A 17,068-nucleotide genomic window follows, 5' to 3' on the forward strand; every position below is an offset into this window, starting at 1 on the left:
CCTCAGCGCTTGGCCTGCCAGGGGCAGTAGCAGCCCACGGCAAGCAGTCCTTTCGGGCGCACGGTTTCGCCGCGCACCAGTCTGTCCAGCAGTGGTTCGACGAAGCTGTTGGCCGAGTTGCAGACCATGCCGATGCTGTACGGGCCGGCATAGGCGAGGTGGCCCTGCCGGTCCCAGATCGCCACGGCAGGGCTGGCCGGGATGTGTTCGATGCCGTCGATGGTCGGCAGGTTGATCACCTTGTTGCGCAGCGGCTCAGGCAGTTCGCCGTGGGTACCGGGGCGGCGGATCGCATAGAAGTCGATGCCGGCGCGGCGGTACATGCTGATCAGGTAGCTCAGGTGTGCGCCGGTTTCGCGGTTGCAGACGGCACACGCCGGGTCCCAGAAATGCACCACGCGGATGCGGCCGGTATCACCGGCCAGATCGGACGGCAGGCGCAGCTGCGAGTCGTCGAAGACGATGGCCTGTTCGGTAAACGTCGACTGCGCGCTGTAGCCGAAGTACTGCCACAGCGCAGCCGCCACGCCGGCCATGAACAGGCAGGCGAGGGCGATCATCGTCGGCAGCAGCCAGCGGCGGCGCGGCGCGGCTGCGCCCATCAGGACGCGTCCCCGCCGAACTTGTGCACGTACTGCTTGCGCATCTCGCGGCAGGAGTCGGCCTGCGCGCGGCGCTGGATCTCGCTACGCGACGGATCCTCGCTGCGCTGCATGCATTGCTCGATGGCGTGGCGTTCGGCGGCCTGCACATCCACGGTCTGCGGCTGCAGGCAGACCCAGGCCAGCGCGGCCAGCATCAACACCACGAAGGCACCACAGCCGGCCATTACCACGTGGAACTTCAGTTTCTCGGCGCGCATCGATGCACGTCCCTTCATCCATACATTGCATACAAAATATCATCTTGTATGGATGTGGCGCCATGCGCCCGGTTCAGACGATGGCGTTGTGCCGGGCCTCGGGGGCTTCAGACAGGATCTCGTTCAATTTGGCCAGCGCCCCGGCCAGCGCATCCTGGTCAACTGCGCCGCCCAGCGACAGGCGGATCGCGTTGCCCGGTGGCGGTTCTTCCACGCTGAAGGCGTCCGAGCTGGCGATGCCCAGCCCCTGTTCCTGTGCGGCCTGGATCAGCCGGTACTGGTCCAGCCGCGGCGGTAGCGGCAGCCATACGTGCAGGCCGGCCGGGTGCGCCCGCGCGCGGGATGGCAGGTACTGCGCGGCAATCGCCTGGCGCTCGCGCAGCTCCTGCTGGAAGCGCTGCACCATGTCCTCGGCCTGGCCGCTGCGGATCCACTGCGACGCCACCGCCACCATTGACTGGGTCGGCATCAGCGCGATCGCACGCAGGGCGTCCAGCACCGGTTCCATCGGTTCGCCGGCCGGCACCACCAGGTAGGCGGTGCGCAGGCCCGGTGCCAGGCACTTGGACAGGGTGGAGATGTAATACACCGGGCAGCCGGCGTCGCGGTGGGCGGCCAGCGGCGGTGCGGCGTCCCCGGCCAGCAACCAGTAGGGATCGTCTTCGATCACGGTCAGATCATGGCGCTTGGCAACCGCCAGCAGGGCCTGCCGGCGTTGTGCCGACATCGTCGCCGTGGTCGGGTTCTGGACGGTCGGTACCAGGTACAGCAGGCGCGGGCGGCGCAGCTGGCAGGCCTCTTCCAGCGCGTCGGGCAGCATGCCTTCGGCGTCCATCGCCACTGGCACCACGCCCCGCTGCAGCACGCGCGCGGCGGCCAGCAGGCCCGGGTAGGTCAGCTGCTCGGCGGCGATCAGCTCGCCCGGCTGGGTGCGGGCCAGGATCAGTGCGCACAGTGCGGTCTGCGCGCCGGGGCAGATCACCACCTGGTCGGCACCCACCGTGCCCAGCACCGGTGACAGCCACTGCACGGCGGCGGCGCGGTCCTCGCGGGTGCCGGCGCCGACGTGGTAGCTCATCAGTTCGCCCTGGCCCAGCTGCTGGCCCACGTGCTGGAAACCGGCCTCCATGCCCTGTGCGAACGGCGCGCTGCCCAGCAGCGGCGGGATGTTCATGCTCAGGTCCACCGAGGTGCTGCGGTTGCCGGCCGACAGCGCGATGAAGGTGCCGCCGGCGCCCTGCGCATCCAGCAGGCCAGCCTGGCGCAGCTCGGCAAAGGCCCGGGTGACCGTGGTCAGGTCCACGCCCACCTGCTGGGCCAGGTCGCGCTGCGGCGGCAGCCGGTCGCCCGGGCGCAGCACGCCGTCATCCACTGCCTCGCGCACCTGCTGGGCGATCTGCAGGTACAGCGGGCCAGCGCCCTCGCGGAAGGGGCGAACCCAGGTGCGATTGGGGTGTTTCAGGCGGCGGCCGGCGGCAGGTGGCGTCATCGGTCAGTTTTTCCATACGTGCAGATGCACAAGTCCATACAATGATGTATCTTGTATGGGCTTGATTGGAGTGGATCGCTCTCTTGTAGGCGACCTCGTACCCACAGTGTAGCCGCTCCACGCCCGGGCGCTGCGCGCAGGCGAGCCGGTCAAGCGCGCTTCTTCAACAGGGTTGACCTCCAATGAATATCTGCTGGAACCGCATCCGCCTGGCGCTGGTCGCCCTGGCCTGCGTCGGCCTGTCGGGCTGTGACTGGGTGCTGCTGGATTCGAAGGGCATGGTCGGGCTCGCCCAGCGCGACCTGATCCTGATCTGCATCGGCCTGATGCTGATCGTGGTGATACCGGCCATCGTGCTGACCTTCGTATTCGCCTGGCGCTTCCGCGCCGGCAACACCAAGGCGAAATACACGCCGGAATGGTCGCACTCCACCAAGGTGGAGATCGTGGTCTGGGGCATCGCCACGGTCAACCAGCTCAACTTCCCGGCCAACCGCCCGCTGGCGTTCAACATCACCTCCAACTCGACGATGAATACCTTCTTCATCCCGCAGCTGGGTGGGCAGATCTACGCGATGGCCGGCATGCGCACGCAGCTGCACCTGATCGCCAACGAGCCCGGCCAGTTCCGTGGCATGTCCGGCAACTACAGCGGGCATGGCTTCTCGAACATGAAGTTCATTGCCACCGCCAGCAGCAACGAGGAGTTCGAGCGCTGGGTGGCCGAGGTACGCAGCGCACCACAGGCGCTGGACTTCAACCAGTTCAAGGCGCTGGCCGCACCGTCGAAGAACGCGCCGGTGCAGCACTTCTCCAGCGTCGAACCGCTGCTGTTCAAGAAGGTCATCGACCAGTTCATCGGCGTCGGTGAGAACACCGCTGCTGCGTCCCCGGCGGGTGCTGCCGGTGGTGCCCAGGTTTCCCAGGAGTAACGAACATGTTGGGTAAATTGACGTGGGAGGCCGTGCCGCTGCACGAGCCGATCGTCGTGGTCACGCTGGCGGCCATGGTGCTGGGTGGCCTCGCGCTGCTTGGCGCGGTGACGTACTTCAAGCTATGGGGCGTGCTCTGGCGCGACTGGTTCACCACCGTGGACCACAAGAAGATCGGCATCATGTACGTGGTAGTGGCGCTGGTCATGCTGGTGCGTGGCTTCGCCGACGCGCTGATGATGCGCGCGCAGTTGGCCGCGGCCGGGCCAGGCAGTGATGGCTTCCTGCCACCGGAGCACTACGACCAGATCTTCACCGCGCATGGCGTGATCATGATCTTCTTCGTGGCCACCCCGTTCGTGGTCGGCCTGATGAACATCATCGTGCCGCTGCAGATCGGCGCACGCGACATGGCGTTCCCGTTCCTCAACGCCTTCAGCTTCTGGATCTTCGTGGTTGGCGCTGCGCTGATGATGATCTCGCTGGGCGTTGGCGAGTTCGCCATGACCGGCTGGGTGGCCTATCCGCCGCTGTCGGGCATCGAGTTCAGTCCGGGCGTAGGCGTGGACTACTACATCTGGGCGTTGCAGGCCTCGGGCATCGGCACATTGCTGACCGGCGTCAACCTGTTCATCACCATCCTGCGCATGCGTGCGCCGGGCATGACCCTGATGAAGATGCCGGTGTTCACCTGGACCGTGCTGGTCACCAGCGTGATCATCATCGCCGCCTTCCCGATCCTGACCGTGGCGCTGGGTGCGCTCACCCTGGACCGCTACCTGGACTTCAACTTCTACACCAACACGTTGGGTGGCAACCCGATGATGTACGTGAACCTGGTGTGGGCCTGGGGCCACCCGGAGGTGTACATCCTGGTGCTGCCGGCGTTCGGCATCTTCTCTGAAGTCACCGCCACGTTCGCGCGCAAGAAGCTGTTCGGCTACAAGTCGATGGTGGGCGCCACGCTGGCGATCGGCATCCTGTCGTTCATCGTCTGGCTGCACCACTTCTTCACCATGGGTTCCGGTGCCAGCGTCAATGCCTTCTTCGGCATCATGACGATGATCATCGCCATTCCCACCGGCGTGAAGATATTTACCTGGCTGTTCACCATGTACGGTGGCCGCGTCGAGTTCAGCGTGCCCATGCTGTGGACCATCGCCTTCCTGGTCACCTTCACCATCGGTGGCATGACCGGCGTGCTGCTGGCCATCCCGGGCGCGGACTTCCTGCTGCACAACAGCCTGTTCCTGGTCGCGCACTTCCACAACACCATCATCGGCGGCGCGCTGTTCGGCTACCTGGCCGGCTTCGCCTACTGGTTCCCGAAGGTCTTCGGCTTCACCCTCAACGAGCGCCTGGGCAAGTGGTCGTTCGCCTGCTGGGTGATCGGCTTCTACCTGGCCTTCATGCCGCTGTACATGCTGGGCTTCATGGGCATGACCCGCCGCATGAACCAGTACGACAACCCGGCGTGGACGCCGTACCTGATTGCCGCCTTCATCGGTGCACTGTTCGTGTTCGCGGGCATCATCCTGATGCTGGTGCAGATCTACGTGAGCGTGCGCGACCGCAAGCGCAACCTCGACCTGACCGGCGACCCGTGGAACGCACGCACGCTGGAATGGGCCACGCCGTCGCCGCCGCCGTTCTACAACTTCGCCGTGGTGCCCAAGGCCGATGAGCTGGATGCCTTCCACGAAGCGAAGAAGCGCGGCCTGCCGCCGCCGCCGAAGACGTACGCCCCGATCCACATGCCGAAGAACACCGGCGTGCCGCTGATCCTCAACATCTGGATCCTGGTGCTGTGCTTCGCCTTGGTCTGGCACATCTGGTGGATGGCCGCAGCCAGCTTCATCGCGATGATCGTGACCCTGATCGTGCGGTCCTACGATGAGGACGTGGATTACTACGTCAGTTCCGAAGAGGTGGCGCGCACCGAAGCGGCCAACCTTGCCAAGCTGAAGGAGGTACGCGCATGAACCTGTTGACCCGCCCGGAGCTGGCCAGCGACACGCAGGCGCACGAGGACCACCACGAGCACGACCATGGCCACGAACAGGGCGGCATGAAGGTGTTCGGCATGTGGGTGTACCTCATGTCCGACCTGGTGCTGTTCGGTTCCCTGTTCGCCTCGTACGCGGTGCTCAGCACCGCCTACGCCGGCGGCCCCACCGGCAAGGACCTGTTCTCGTTGCCGTTCGTGATGGCCGAGACCTTCCTGCTGCTGGTCTCCAGCATCACCTACGGCCAGGCCGTGCTGGCCATGCATCGCCACGACACCTCGGCGGTGTTGCGCTGGCTGGGCGTGACTTTCGTGCTCGGTGCCTCGTTCATCGGCATGGAGATCTACGAGTTCTCGCACCTGATCCACGAAGGCGCGGGCCCGAGCACCAGTGCCTACCTGTCGGCGTTCTTCGCGCTGGTCGCCACCCACGGCCTGCACGTGGCCAGCGGCCTGATCTGGATGGCGGTGGTCATGCACCAGGTCTACCGCCGTGGCCTGACCCCGACCAACATCACCCGCGTGTCGTGCCTGAGCCTGTTCTGGCACTTCCTGGACCTGGTGTGGATCTGCGTCTTCACCTTCGTCTACCTGATCGGAGCCTTCTGACATGGCCCACGTCGAAACCTCGCGCGCCGGCAATGCGCACGGCTCCACCAAGTCCTACCTGATCGGTTTCGTGCTGTGCGCGCTGCTGACCGTGGTGCCGTTCGCACTGGTGATGAATCCGGTGCTGTCGCGGCCGCTCACGCTGTTCCTGCTGGTCGGCTTCGCAGTGGCGCAGATCCTGGTGCAGCTGGTCTATTTCCTGCACATGGACCGCAAGTCCGAAGGTGGCTGGAACCTGGCCAGCTTCGTGTTCACCCTGGTGATCCTGTTCATCGTCGTCGCGTTGTCGGTCTGGATCATCTGGAGCATGCACTACCACATGATGATCAACTGAGCCTGCGAACCGTGAAAGGCATTGCGTTCCCCCATCGTGGCCTGCGCCTGGCCGCAGGCCTGCTGCTCGGCCTGCTGGCCGGCTGCAGCGCGCAGTCGCGCATGGACTTCTATGCGAAGGACATCGCCTGCGAAGAACTTGGCCAGCAGTGGTCGATGCCCGACAGCCACGGCACCGTGCGTGGCCCCAAGGACCTGCAGGGGCAGGTGACCTATCTGTTCTTCGGCTTCACCAGCTGCCCGGACGTGTGCCCGACCACGATGGTCGAGCTGAGCCAGGTCAAGCACCTGATGGGCAAGGATGCCGATCAGCTACAGGTGGTGTTCGTCAGCGTCGACCCGGCCCGCGACACGCCCGAGGTCGCGCGCACCTATGTGGAAGCGTTCGATCCCAAGGCAATCGCGCTGGTTGGCAACGATGCGCAGCTGGCCGCGATGGCCAGCGACTTCAAGGCGTTCTACGAAAAGGAACCCGGTCAGGTACCGGATACCTACACCATGAGCCACATTGCCGGCGGCTACGTGTTCGACCGCCAGGGCCGCCTGCGCCTGTTCGCGCCGTACGGCATGCCGGTGGAAAAGCTGTTCTCGGACGTGCAGCGCCTGCTGCTCGAGCCCGGCCACCCGGCCGCCGGCAACGACGCGCTGGCCAGCTGCCACCTCAAGCACAGCGGCACACTGGCCGCGCGGTAACGCCGGTGGGTGCCAACCTTGGTTGGCACGTCCGAATCTGCTCCTGGTAGATGCCAGCCTTGGTTGGCACAGCTGTAGAGCCGAGCCCATGCTCGGCGCCGCGCGCACCGCGCCTGCGGCACCCCGTAGACAGCAGCCGAGCATCGGCTCGGCTCTACACGCGCACGGCCCCGGCAGGTGTCGACCGTTGGTCGGCACACCCCCACACCAATCCCCGGCCGGCCAGGAGAGCCAGCCGGCCGGGGCACCGCTCAACGCCTTACTTGGTCTCTTCCCACTGCACCACGTCCGGCTCGGTGGCGCGGATACCGGCGGTGGACAGCAGCTTGGTGCTCGCATCCAGCGCCGCGTTCACCGACGGGTACTCCACGATCGCCTGGCCCGACGCCTTGGAGACCTTCACCACGGTGCCACCGGTGGCCGTAGCCGCGCGCTGGGCCGATGCTGCATCGGTGAAGAACACCTTGACCCGCGAGGTCGCCACCACCGGCGCTCCGTCACGGGAGACCGCCGCCGCGAACTTGCCGGGACCGGCATCAGCAGGCGCCGCCGCGGCGCCATCCAGCGAACGCTTGGTACGCGAGCTGGTGGTCGCCGCCGCCTGCGGGGTGATCGTGAACTGGCCGCCGCTGGCCTGCTTTACCGTTGCCGAGGGCGACAGCTGGAAACGCGTGCCGCCCACATCGAACGAGCGGCCGGTAGCGGACGCCTTCAGTTCCTGAGCATCCACGGTCGACAGGGTCCTAGCCGGAGGGGTCTGCCCCGAGCTCTGTGCCCAGGCAGGGAAGGTCATCGCCGCGAAGGCGAGCGTGCTCAACAGAATGGTGGTCTTCATCATCAGTGCCCCAGAACGCGGATCTTGAAGAATTCGAGGTTGCCACGCGATGCAGCGGTCGCGGCCTGCCCCATGTCGGTCACTTCCAGCGTCCAGGTGCCCGTGGCGTTCTCATCCAGGAAGGCATTGCTGGACAGCAGGTCCCAGCTGGTGAAGTTGCTCTGCGCGCCACCCGTGCCCGAACCGATCGCGGTGAACGCCGGTTGCACCACGCTGCGGGTACCGCTGGGTGACACCAGCACGAACTGCAGCTGGCGCGTGTTGCGGTGGTTGACCCGGAAGCCCAGCTGCACGCTTTCGATGTTGCGCGCGCCGTTGGCCAACTGGAAGGTCAGGCGTGCAGCGGCGGCCGAGGTGTTGCCGATGGCCACGGTACGCGTGGTGTTGCGCCAGCCGCTGTCGACCAGCGCACCGAGCGACTGGAAGTTCTCGGCCACCTGCACCGCGCGTGCAGCGTTGACCACGCCGAAGCCATACCAGTTGCTGTAGGCACGGCCGGCAGCATTCACCGTCCAGCCTGGCACCAGCGTGCGCCCGTCGGCCAGCGTCACCGCCGGCTGGTTCGGGTGGTTGCGGGTGGCGGTGGTGGCCAGGATGTACTTCACATCGCGATAGGACAGGTTCGGATTGGCTTCCAGTACCAGTGCCGCCACGCCCGAGACCATCGGCGCTGACGCCGAGGTGCCGTTCATCTTGGCGGTGTAGTTGCAGGTGCTGTCGATGGCCGACAGGTTGCTGTCCAGCGTGTTCTGGCGGTTGGTGTTCTTGTTGCTGCCCTGCGCGCACCCGGTCACGTCGGTGGTGACGATGGCCGGGTCGTAGGCGCGTGCCACCAGGCCGGGGGCGTACTGGGCCTGCAGGCCGTATTCGCCGCCGAAGGCCGACACCCACAGCGCCGAGCCGGTGGAGGAATACGACGAGCGCACGCCATCGGCACGCACCGCGCCTACGGTGATCACGTTGAAAAGGTTGTTGCGCGGATCGCGTCCGGCCGGCACGCAGCCGGTGTTGCGGTTCTTGGTGTCGGTGGTGCAGACATCCTGGGTCTGGCTGATCGAGGCATTGTTGAAGTTGTTGCCCGCCGACTTCACGTAGATGCCGCCGCGGCCACCGCGCGTACCCGACAGTGCCTGCTCATACGAACGAATCGTGTTTTCGCTGTACGCCAGCGGCAGGTTCGGATTGCCCGGGCCGGCGCCCCAGCTGTTGTTGAACACCTGCACGTCGGCCGACTCCGCGCCGTCCCACCAGGCGTACTCGATGTTGCTCTGCTGGTTGCCCAGGGCTGAGCGCGAAATCGGGTTGAAGCCCTTCAGCGTCGCCGCCGGCGCCACACCACGTACGCCCAGGTTGTTGGCGCCCACCGCGCCAGCAATGCCGCCGACCATGGTGCCGTGGTTGTCGACGTCCGGGTTGGTCGGGGTGGGGTTGTTCGAGCCGTTGGTGAAGTTCTTGCCGGCCACCGCCGCCACGTTGGCCGCCAGGTCCGGATGCGCGATCTGCAGGCCATCATCGACGATGGCGATGGTGACACCCTGGCCACGGATGCCGTTGCGGAACAGGCCATCCACGTTCAGGTCGTTGCCGGCCACCGGCAGGGTGTCGGCCGGGACGGTCTGCCCGGTGTTGAGCAGGTGCCACTGGATACCCGCCAGCGGATCGGCCTGTTGGGCCTGCGCGGTGGCGGCCAGGCTGCCCAGCACCAGGGCAGTGGCAAGGGCCAGGCGCGCAGAGCGCGGTGGCGCGGAGCGTTGCGTGTGTCGCTTCATACACGAATCCTTCTGTTGTGAATCGGCATGGCAGGACGGCGGGGCGGAACTGCCCCATCGCAACGAGCCAAACGCGACACAACGGAGAACCCCCTACCTCTTCACATCCGCAATGTACGAATATGCAAATTGCGTCACAAACACTTATTCCGTGGGGTAATGACGGCTGCAGCGGCCCGCATCTGGTGGGTGCCAACCTTGGTTGGCACGCGTATCCACGCATGGCGCGAATCTACCCAGCATCATCGCGCGCCCTCACATCGCGCTGTGCTACTACAGCCCGTGCACCCTTCCGCACGGAGCACGATGATGGTCAATCCGCTCGCCCAGGCCCATCGCGGCCTCGGCACCACGCTGTTCAGCCTGTTGAACCCGATACCCTTCGGCTTCTTCGTCGGTGCACTGATCTTCGACGCGATCTACCTCAACAGCGCCGAGGTGATGTGGGGCAAGGCCGCCGCCTGGCTGATCACCTTCGGCCTGCTGATCGCCATCGTGCCGCGCCTGATCAACCTGTTCGCGGTCTGGCGCCGCAACGGCACGGCCACCCGCATCGACCGCATCGACTTCTTCCTCAACCTGGTCGCGGTGGTGCTGGCCATCTGGAACGCCTTCGTGCACAGCCGCGATGCGTATGCCGTTGCTGTGCTGGGCACGATCCTGTCGGCGCTGACCGTGGCCCTGATCGCCCTGGGCCTGATCCTGTTGTCATTGCAGCCGCCGGTGCTGCAGGGAGGTCGTCATGGCTAAGCACATCCTGCCCACCGTCGCCGCGCTGGCACTGGCCGTCATCCTGTCGGCCTGCGCGGGCAAGGCCGAATACCATCCGGCCGACCAGTCGGGCCCGCAGCCGCCGCTGCCCAAGCCGGCCAACTTCCTGATGCCGCCGATGCAGGTACCCAAGGGCGTTGGCTGGGCTGATGGACAGACCCCCACGGTGGCCGAAGGCCTGAAGATCGAGCGCATCGCCGCCAATCTGCTGCACCCGCGGCGCCTGCTGACCCTGCCCAACGGCGATGTGCTAGTGGTGGAAGGCAATGGCCCTGGCGAAGAGCCGGTCACCACGCCCAAGCAGTGGATCGCCGGCAAGGTGAAGGCGCGCTCGGGCAAGGCTGGCAAGGGTGGCAACCGGGTCACGCTGCTGCGGCGCACGCCGGGCACCAACACCTGGACCCAGCACGTCTACATCGAAGGCCTGCATTCGCCGTTCGGCATCCAGTTGATCGGTGACACGCTGTACGTGGCCAACACCGGCAACATCATGCAGTACCACTACGTGCCCGGCGAAACCCGCATGTCCGACAAGGGCCGCGAGTTCACCGACCTGCCCAGCACCATCAACCACCACTGGACCAAGGAACTGCTGGCCAGCCGCGATGGCAGCAAGCTGTACGTGGGCGTCGGCTCCAACAGCAACATTACTGAAAATGGCCTGGCCGTCGAATACCGCCGCGCGGTCGTGCTGGAGGTGGACGTAGCCACCCGTGGCAGCCGCATCTTTGCGTCGGGCATCCGCAACCCGACCGGGCTGGACTGGGAGCCGAGCACTGGCCAGCTGTGGGCCGTGGCCAACGAGCGTGATGAGATCGGTGCCGACCTGGTGCCGGATTACCTCACCTCGGTGAAGGAAGATGGCTTCTACGGCTGGCCCTACAGCTACTACGGCCAGCACGTGGACGAGCGCGTGCAGCCACAGCGGCCGGACCTGGTGGCCAAGGCGATCGTGCCGGACTATGCCATCGGCTCGCACGTGGCACCGCTGGGCCTGTTGTTCTACACCGGCCAGGCACTGCCGGCGCAGTACCACGGCGGCGCCTTCATCGGCGAGCACGGCAGCTGGGACCGCTCGCCACTGAGTGGCTACGAAGTGGTCTACGTACCGTTCAAGGACGGCAAGCCGACCGGGCGGCCGCAGACCGTGGTCAGCGGCTTCACCTCGAAGGACGAGAAGACCCTGATGGGCGCGCCGGTGGGCATGGCGATGGATGCCGAGGGTGCATTGCTGGTGGCCGACGACGTGGGCGACGTGGTGTGGCGGGTGTCGGCACGATGAAGGCCGCTGGCCGGCACCGGATGACCCGATGCTGGTCATTTCGTTACGATGCTCCCCGTCGATAGGGAGCATCGTATGAAGTTGAATCATGAAACGTCCAACGTGGCCGCGTTCAGCAGGAACCTGGAACGCGAGCTGGAGAACCTGGGGCATAGTGCCTATATCGCGCCAACCGACCATCAGGATGTTCGGCTGGGTGCGGACGTGCTTGCCTCAGATGGCCGGAACTTCTCGCTGATAGAGTTCAAGGATGAGAAGCGTGATGCAGCCAGTGAAGCAAGAAAGCCGCGCAGGAAGACGCTGTGCCGTCGCCTGGATGGGTGGTCTGACATCCATGCAAGCTGCCATCTGATCGGCTGGCGATCGCGCCAGGGGTCCAGTATCGAGTTTCCCGTGAGGAGCTACGGAACCTATGTCTGTACTCCCGCGATCATCCAACTTCCTCAGGCTGATATCACCTTCAGCAGCACCATCTCCATCCAGTGCGAGACGGTCCAGGAGTTTGCACAGGCGATGGTGTCGCAGAAGGTCGGAGTCGACTTTCAGGATTTCAGGGACTACGTGCGATGGCTGCTGTCACTGGACGATGACACCGACGATAAAGGCGAAAATGACGATGCCAACGACGTCGAACTGCTGATGTGTTGTGTCGTAGACGGTAAGCTGTACACCAAGGAGTTCGCAAACCTCGCCGAACTCAAGCTCTGGATCGACAACGCGCCCGGCCCCAGCCCGCGTAGAACCTTTGTGATGTGACGTGACGTGCGTCCGCGTCCACCGTGGCGCGGCCTTGCCCGTATGCCCAACCCCGCAGCCGAGTATCAGATTGAGTTGCCACGCACCCCGTTGAACACGGACTCGGCAGCAAACCCGACGCCGCCCAGCAGTACGCCGAAATACACCACCGTGGCCACCACGAAGCCATAACCGGCCGCCACCGCAGCGCCATCGCGCTGGATGAAGCCTATGGCGAAGGACATCAGCGCCAGTGCGGGCAGCGTGTTGCTGAAGGGAATCGGCCCGGCCGGCGCCATCAGCAGCAGGGTGGCCACGACCAGCGCCAGGTTGTTCAGGCGCATCATCCTCTTCGAGCGCACCATCACCGCCAGCCGCATCGGCCGCGACAGCCGCTCCATGCGGTGCACCCATTTCAGCGCACGGCCCAGGTTGGCCTTCAGCTTGTCGGTGGCGATCTCGCGGCGCGCCAGCTTCTGCGGCACCCATAGCGGGCGGTTGCGCACCCGGCTCAGGCCGATCAGCAGGATCGAGGCGCCGAACACGGTGCTCAGCCCGGGAATCGATACGGGAATGATGAAGATGGCCGACAGCAGGATCACGATCAGCAACAGGCCTTCATCGCCCAGCGCACTGAGCAGGGTGCCGACCCTCACCTGGTCGCCGGGCAGCTCGTCGATCATCTGCTCGATCTGCTGGGCCAGAGGGGCGCTGTCGTCGGTTTCGGGGGCACGGTAGGTCATGCGTCGCAAGCTTCTCCAGGGAAGGGCGGTCAGCGGGCCGTCCTGCGGTGGGGGACGCACAGGATCCTGCAGTATCCCGGCCAACGTGGGCAAAGAGGTGAACCGGGCATGAGGGGTTAAACTGGCGTGCCCCGCACGAGTTGAACGCAATGGACATGGGCCGCAGGCAATCGACCATCGAACTGGTCGCCATCGACATGGATGGCACCCTGCTGGACCCGTCGCACCAGCTCACCCCCCGCGCCAGGAAGGCCATCGCGCAGGCGCGGGCGCTGGGCGTGCACATCGTGCTGACCAGTGGCCGCCCGGTTCCGGGCCTGGCGCCGTACCTGCACGAGCTCGGCATCACCGGCAACGACGACTACTGCATCGCCTGCAATGGCGGCCTGGTGCAGCGCGTCGGCACGCGCGAAACCGTGGTCGAGTATCCGCTCAGCTTCGACGATTTCCTGTTCTGCGAGCAGGTGGCCCGCGAAGTGGGCGTGCACTTCCAGGCGCTGGACAGCCAGCGCATGTACACGCCCAACCAGGACATCAGCTACTACACCGTGGCCGATTCGCATCTCTCGCGGATGCCGCTGTCCTATCGCCGCGTGGAAGACATGGACCCGTCAATGTCCTTCATCAAGCTGATGATGATCGACGAGCCCGAGGTACTGGATGCCGCCATCGCGCGCCTGCCCAGCGAACTGACCGAGCGCTTCGCGGTATTGAAGAGCGCGCCGTTCTTCCTGGAAGTGTTCGACCACCGCGCCGGCAAGGGGCCGAGCCTGCAGAAGTTGGCCGAGCACCTGGGCATCGACCGCGCCAACGTGATGGCCATCGGCGACCAGGAGAACGACCTCACCATGCTGCAGTACGCCGGTACCAGCGTGGCCATGGGCAATGCCATCGATGCGGTGAAGGCGGTGGCGCGGTTTGAGACCAGCAGCAATGCCGATGAAGGCGTGGCGCGCGCGATCGAGCGTTTCGTCCTGCAGTAGCCGCGCGTCCCTATGCTCTGGTAGCTGCCAACCTTGGTTGGCACACACAATCGGCAAGCGCCGACCAAGGTCGGCCTCTACCAGGCCCCATTCGTCCCGGCAGGTGCCAACCTTGGTTGGCACACGCAGGCGGCCAGTGCCGACCAGGGTCGGCCTCTACCAGACCCCATTCGCCCCGGTAGGTGCCAACCTTGGTTGGCACACACAATCGGCAAGCGCCGACCAAGGTCGGCCTCTACCAGGCCCCATTCGTCCCGGTGGGTGCCAACCTTGGTTGGCACACACAAACGGCAAGCGCCGACCAAGGTCGGCCTCTACCAGGCCCCATTCGTCCCGGTGGGTGCCAACCTTGGTTGGCACACGAGCACCGACCAAGGTCGGCCCCCACCATGCCGGGGCTATACCCACGTATAACCCACCCATCCCCATCGCCATCGGCGCTGTACCACCGCGCAATGGCGGATGCGGCAGCGCGATGCAAGAATTCCGCACGTCGAAATCACCCCACCGAATCCCACGGCAGATGATCGTCTTCGTCTGCCACTGACCGGCACGCACCGCGCCGTCAAGCCCTCAACGCAATCGCATCGCCAGCCAGGGCGCCGACACCGGCGCTGCAACGCGCTGGGCGTGCGCCTGCGCGGCTCTCTCCCTGCACCCTGGATCTACTGCCATGAACACCCCACCCACGACGCGCCTCGCCCTGGCCATCATCGCGGCCACCACTGCACCTGCCTACGCCGCAGACACGCACGACGCCGCGCTCGACACGCCCACCACGCTCAACGCCCTGCAGGTCATCGCCACGCCGCGCGGCGCGGCCGTGGCACCGACCCAGGTGGTCGGTCCCAACCGCTACATCATCAACGCCGAGGACCTCGACGCGATGGTCACCGGCAACAATGGCCTGGCCATGCTGAAGCAGGTGCCGGGCGCGAGCTATACCGCCACCGATGGGCTGGGCCTGGATATCTCCGCCACCAGCCTGTTCGTGCGCGGCTTCCGCATGAACGAAATGGGCATCACCTTCGAAGGCGTGCCGCTGAACGACAACGGCTTCCTCTCGCTCACCGGCACCAGCGTGGTGAACGTGGGCGTGCCCGATGGCATCGGCGCGATCACGGTCAGCCCCGGCGGCGCACCGGTCAGCGTGTTCTCCAGCAGCGTCAACGGCGGCAGCCTGGAATACCGCCTGCGCGACCTGCAGGACACGCCCAGCCTGCGCGTGAAGCAGGGTGTGGGCAGCAACAGCACGCTGGTCACCACCGTATCCGGGCAGAGCGGCCAGCTCGGCGAGCATGGCCCGAAAGTGCTGGTCGACCTGCAGCGTGTGTCCGCCGACAAGTACCAGGGCGAGGGCACGCAGAACTTCCTGCGCGGCGACCTGAAGCTGCAGCAGGACGTCGCCTGGGGCGATGTCACCGTGTTCCTGTCCGACAGCAAGGCCAAGGTCTGGGGTTACAACAACATTTCCTTCGACATGATCAGCAAGCTGGGCTGGAAGGCCGACATCTTCTACCCGGACTACGCCTGGGCGTACTACGTGGCCTCGCCGGAGAACGCAGACAAATCCTGCGGCGCCTATACCTGTGGTGAACTGTCCGGGCTGATTCCCTACGACACCGGCCAGAGCACGCGTGACCGCGTGTCCTCGATCAACCACCGCTTCCAGATCAGTCCGGCGCTGAGCGGCAACGTGCAGCTGTACAACGCCAACAGCCACACCCAGGCCACGCTGACCGACCCGAACGTGCCGTCGCCCAACGGCGCGCCGTTCTCCGAACAGGTGCAGACCCCGCGCCTCAACCGGCTGGGCGGCATGGTCAACCTGCAGTTCGAGACCGGCGCGCACACCGTCACCGCCGGCTTCTGGCAGGAGAAGAGCAAGGCCGCCGCCAAGACCGAGTGGTACCAGCAGCCGCTGCTGGGCGAGGGTCCGCCGCTGAAGGCCACCGGCCCGTTCGATGTGTACGGCCCCGCGTTCAAGACCGACAACGCATCGAGCTGGGTGACCCGCTCGCGTCAGTTCTACCTGCAGGACGACATCGTGCTGAACGACACACTGAAGCTGGGTGTCGGCTTCAAGGCCGTGGACTTCCGCACCAGCGGCGGCGGCCTCGGTGATGCCAAGGACCGGCCGGTGAACGGCACGCTGCGCGCGAAGAGCAACTTCCTGCCACATGTCTCGCTGTTCTGGAGCCCGACCGAATCCACCGATGCCTTCATCGACCTGGCCAATACCATGAACGGCTACCGCGTGGCCCAGCGCGGCAACATCGGCTACACCGCCTCGGCGTGGACCATCACCGACCAGGAGGAGTTCGACCGCGTGGCCGGCACGCTGCGCCCGGAGAAGAACTGGAACCTCACCGTGGGCGCATCGCATCGTTTCGACCGGCTGACGATCACCGGCGACGTGTTCTACAACGACATCCACAACCGCTTGCTGTCGGCCGCCATCGGTACCCAGTTCGCGCAGATCAACACCGTGCGGCTGATGCCGAAGATGCACGTGATCGGCGCTGACCTTGGCATCACCGCCGACCTGAGCGACCACCTGCAGTTCTACCAGGGCGTGGCCGTGGCCCGTTCGTACTACGACAGCGATTTCGTGGTGGGTGACACGGTGTACCCGATCAAGGGCAACGCCCAGCCGGGCTACCCGCAGATCTCGCTGGTCAGCGACCTGTCCGCCCACTTCGGTGACTGGCGCTTCGGTGCCACCAGCACCTCTTACCTGCGCCAACCTTTCACCTACGAGAACGACATCCGCGTGCCGACGTTCTGGCAGGTCAATACCTATGCCGCCTACCGCTTCGGTACGGACAGCGCGGTGCCCGGCCTGGAGCTGCGGCTGGACGTGAGCAACCTGTTCAACCGCCACAGCATCGGCACCGCCACCATTGCCGGCTCGTCGTTCTCGGGGGATTACCAGACCCTGCAGCGCAGCGCGCCACGGCAGCTGATGTTCAGTACCTCGATGGCGTTCTGAGGCGATGAGGGTGGGGTCAGAGCCCTTTGCTGCGC

Annotated in this window: 16 protein-coding genes; 10 read left to right on the plus strand and 6 right to left on the minus strand. The window is 65.6% G+C overall.

Translation table 11 applies throughout. The features are described from left to right. Positions 1-2: 2 nt before the first annotated feature. Genes VG556_RS11785 through VG556_RS11795 form a run of 3 tightly spaced genes read right to left on the minus strand, consistent with a single transcriptional unit; the run spans position 3 to position 2,351 of the window. Entirely contained in the window at positions 3-602 is a 600-nt protein-coding gene (locus VG556_RS11785; protein ID WP_032958773.1) for a DUF6436 domain-containing protein, read from the minus strand. Then, a complete protein-coding gene (locus tag VG556_RS11790; RefSeq protein WP_238381491.1) occupies positions 602-880 on the minus strand; it encodes a hypothetical protein in 279 nt (92 codons plus the stop codon). The genes VG556_RS11785 and VG556_RS11790 overlap by 1 nt, the downstream gene beginning before the upstream one ends. 55 nt (positions 881-935) lie before the next feature. Beyond that, the gene (locus VG556_RS11795; protein ID WP_100450739.1) at positions 936-2,351 is read right to left on the minus strand and encodes a PLP-dependent aminotransferase family protein; all 1,416 of its coding nucleotides are present in this window, start codon (positions 2,349-2,351) and stop codon (positions 936-938) included. A 182-nt stretch (positions 2,352-2,533) separates the two neighbouring features. On the opposite strand from VG556_RS11795, the gene VG556_RS11800 reads away from it, so the two are divergent. Genes VG556_RS11800 through VG556_RS11820 form a run of 5 tightly spaced genes read left to right on the plus strand, consistent with a single transcriptional unit; the run spans position 2,534 to position 6,923 of the window. Continuing rightward, the gene (locus VG556_RS11800; protein WP_111144160.1) at positions 2,534-3,283 is read left to right on the plus strand and encodes a COX aromatic rich motif-containing protein; all 750 of its coding nucleotides are present in this window, start codon (positions 2,534-2,536) and stop codon (positions 3,281-3,283) included. Positions 3,284-3,288: 5 nt separating this feature from the next. Further along, on the plus strand, positions 3,289-5,265 hold the full coding sequence (cyoB, locus tag VG556_RS11805; RefSeq protein WP_032958781.1) for a cytochrome o ubiquinol oxidase subunit I: 1,977 nt from the start codon (positions 3,289-3,291) through the stop codon (positions 5,263-5,265). Further along, positions 5,262-5,897: a cytochrome o ubiquinol oxidase subunit III gene (cyoC, locus tag VG556_RS11810; protein WP_080281857.1), complete on the plus strand. Its 636-nt coding sequence runs from the start codon at positions 5,262-5,264 to the stop codon at positions 5,895-5,897. Before cyoB ends, cyoC begins: the two co-directional genes overlap by 4 nt. Before the next feature lies 1 nt (position 5,898). Continuing rightward, entirely contained in the window at positions 5,899-6,231 is a 333-nt protein-coding gene (cyoD, locus tag VG556_RS11815) for a cytochrome o ubiquinol oxidase subunit IV (RefSeq protein WP_006399830.1), read from the plus strand. Positions 6,232-6,242: 11 nt separating this feature from the next. Continuing rightward, positions 6,243-6,923, plus strand: a complete 681-nt coding sequence (locus VG556_RS11820) for an SCO family protein (RefSeq protein ID WP_014648727.1) — start codon at positions 6,243-6,245, stop codon at positions 6,921-6,923. Positions 6,924-7,182: 259 nt separating this feature from the next. On the opposite strand, the gene VG556_RS11825 is transcribed toward VG556_RS11820, so the two are convergent. Together VG556_RS11825 and VG556_RS11830 are read right to left on the minus strand one after the other, a co-directional pair. After that, positions 7,183-7,761, minus strand: a complete 579-nt coding sequence (locus VG556_RS11825) for a DNA breaking-rejoining protein (RefSeq protein ID WP_111144159.1) — start codon at positions 7,759-7,761, stop codon at positions 7,183-7,185. After that, entirely contained in the window at positions 7,761-9,527 is a 1,767-nt protein-coding gene (locus VG556_RS11830; protein WP_049408020.1) for a S8 family serine peptidase, read from the minus strand. Before VG556_RS11830 ends, VG556_RS11825 begins: the two co-directional genes overlap by 1 nt. 309 nt (positions 9,528-9,836) lie before the next feature. Between VG556_RS11830 and VG556_RS11835 the strand changes: the two genes are divergently transcribed. The 3 genes from VG556_RS11835 (at position 9,837) to VG556_RS11845 (ending at position 12,336) form a co-directional block, all read left to right on the plus strand. Beyond that, the gene (locus tag VG556_RS11835) at positions 9,837-10,277 is read left to right on the plus strand and encodes a DUF2231 domain-containing protein (RefSeq protein WP_100450738.1); all 441 of its coding nucleotides are present in this window, start codon (positions 9,837-9,839) and stop codon (positions 10,275-10,277) included. Then, positions 10,270-11,580 (plus strand): PQQ-dependent sugar dehydrogenase, encoded by a 1,311-nt coding sequence (locus VG556_RS11840; protein WP_100450737.1) that lies wholly within the window; start codon positions 10,270-10,272, stop codon positions 11,578-11,580. The genes VG556_RS11835 and VG556_RS11840 overlap by 8 nt, the downstream gene beginning before the upstream one ends. 75 nt (positions 11,581-11,655) lie before the next feature. Continuing rightward, positions 11,656-12,336 carry a hypothetical protein gene (locus VG556_RS11845; RefSeq protein WP_146257702.1) on the plus strand — a complete coding sequence of 227 codons (681 nt, stop codon included), beginning with the start codon at positions 11,656-11,658 and terminating at the stop codon, positions 12,334-12,336. A gap of 65 nt (positions 12,337-12,401) precedes the next feature. Here the strand turns inward: VG556_RS11845 and VG556_RS11850 are convergent, their stop codons facing one another. Beyond that, on the minus strand, positions 12,402-13,058 hold the full coding sequence (locus VG556_RS11850) for an exopolysaccharide biosynthesis protein (protein ID WP_100450735.1): 657 nt from the start codon (positions 13,056-13,058) through the stop codon (positions 12,402-12,404). Between the two features lie 149 nt (positions 13,059-13,207). Between VG556_RS11850 and yidA the strand changes: the two genes are divergently transcribed. Further along, positions 13,208-14,041, plus strand: coding sequence for a sugar-phosphatase (yidA, locus tag VG556_RS11855; RefSeq protein ID WP_100450734.1), 834 nt, complete (start codon positions 13,208-13,210; stop codon positions 14,039-14,041). 673 nt (positions 14,042-14,714) lie between these two features. Further along, a complete protein-coding gene (locus VG556_RS11860) occupies positions 14,715-17,033 on the plus strand; it encodes a TonB-dependent receptor (RefSeq protein ID WP_111144158.1) in 2,319 nt (772 codons plus the stop codon). Positions 17,034-17,068 lie beyond the last annotated feature (35 nt).

The organism is Stenotrophomonas sp. CASM106, assembly GCF_049384825.1.
Classification (GTDB): domain Bacteria; phylum Pseudomonadota; class Gammaproteobacteria; order Xanthomonadales; family Xanthomonadaceae; genus Stenotrophomonas; species Stenotrophomonas muris.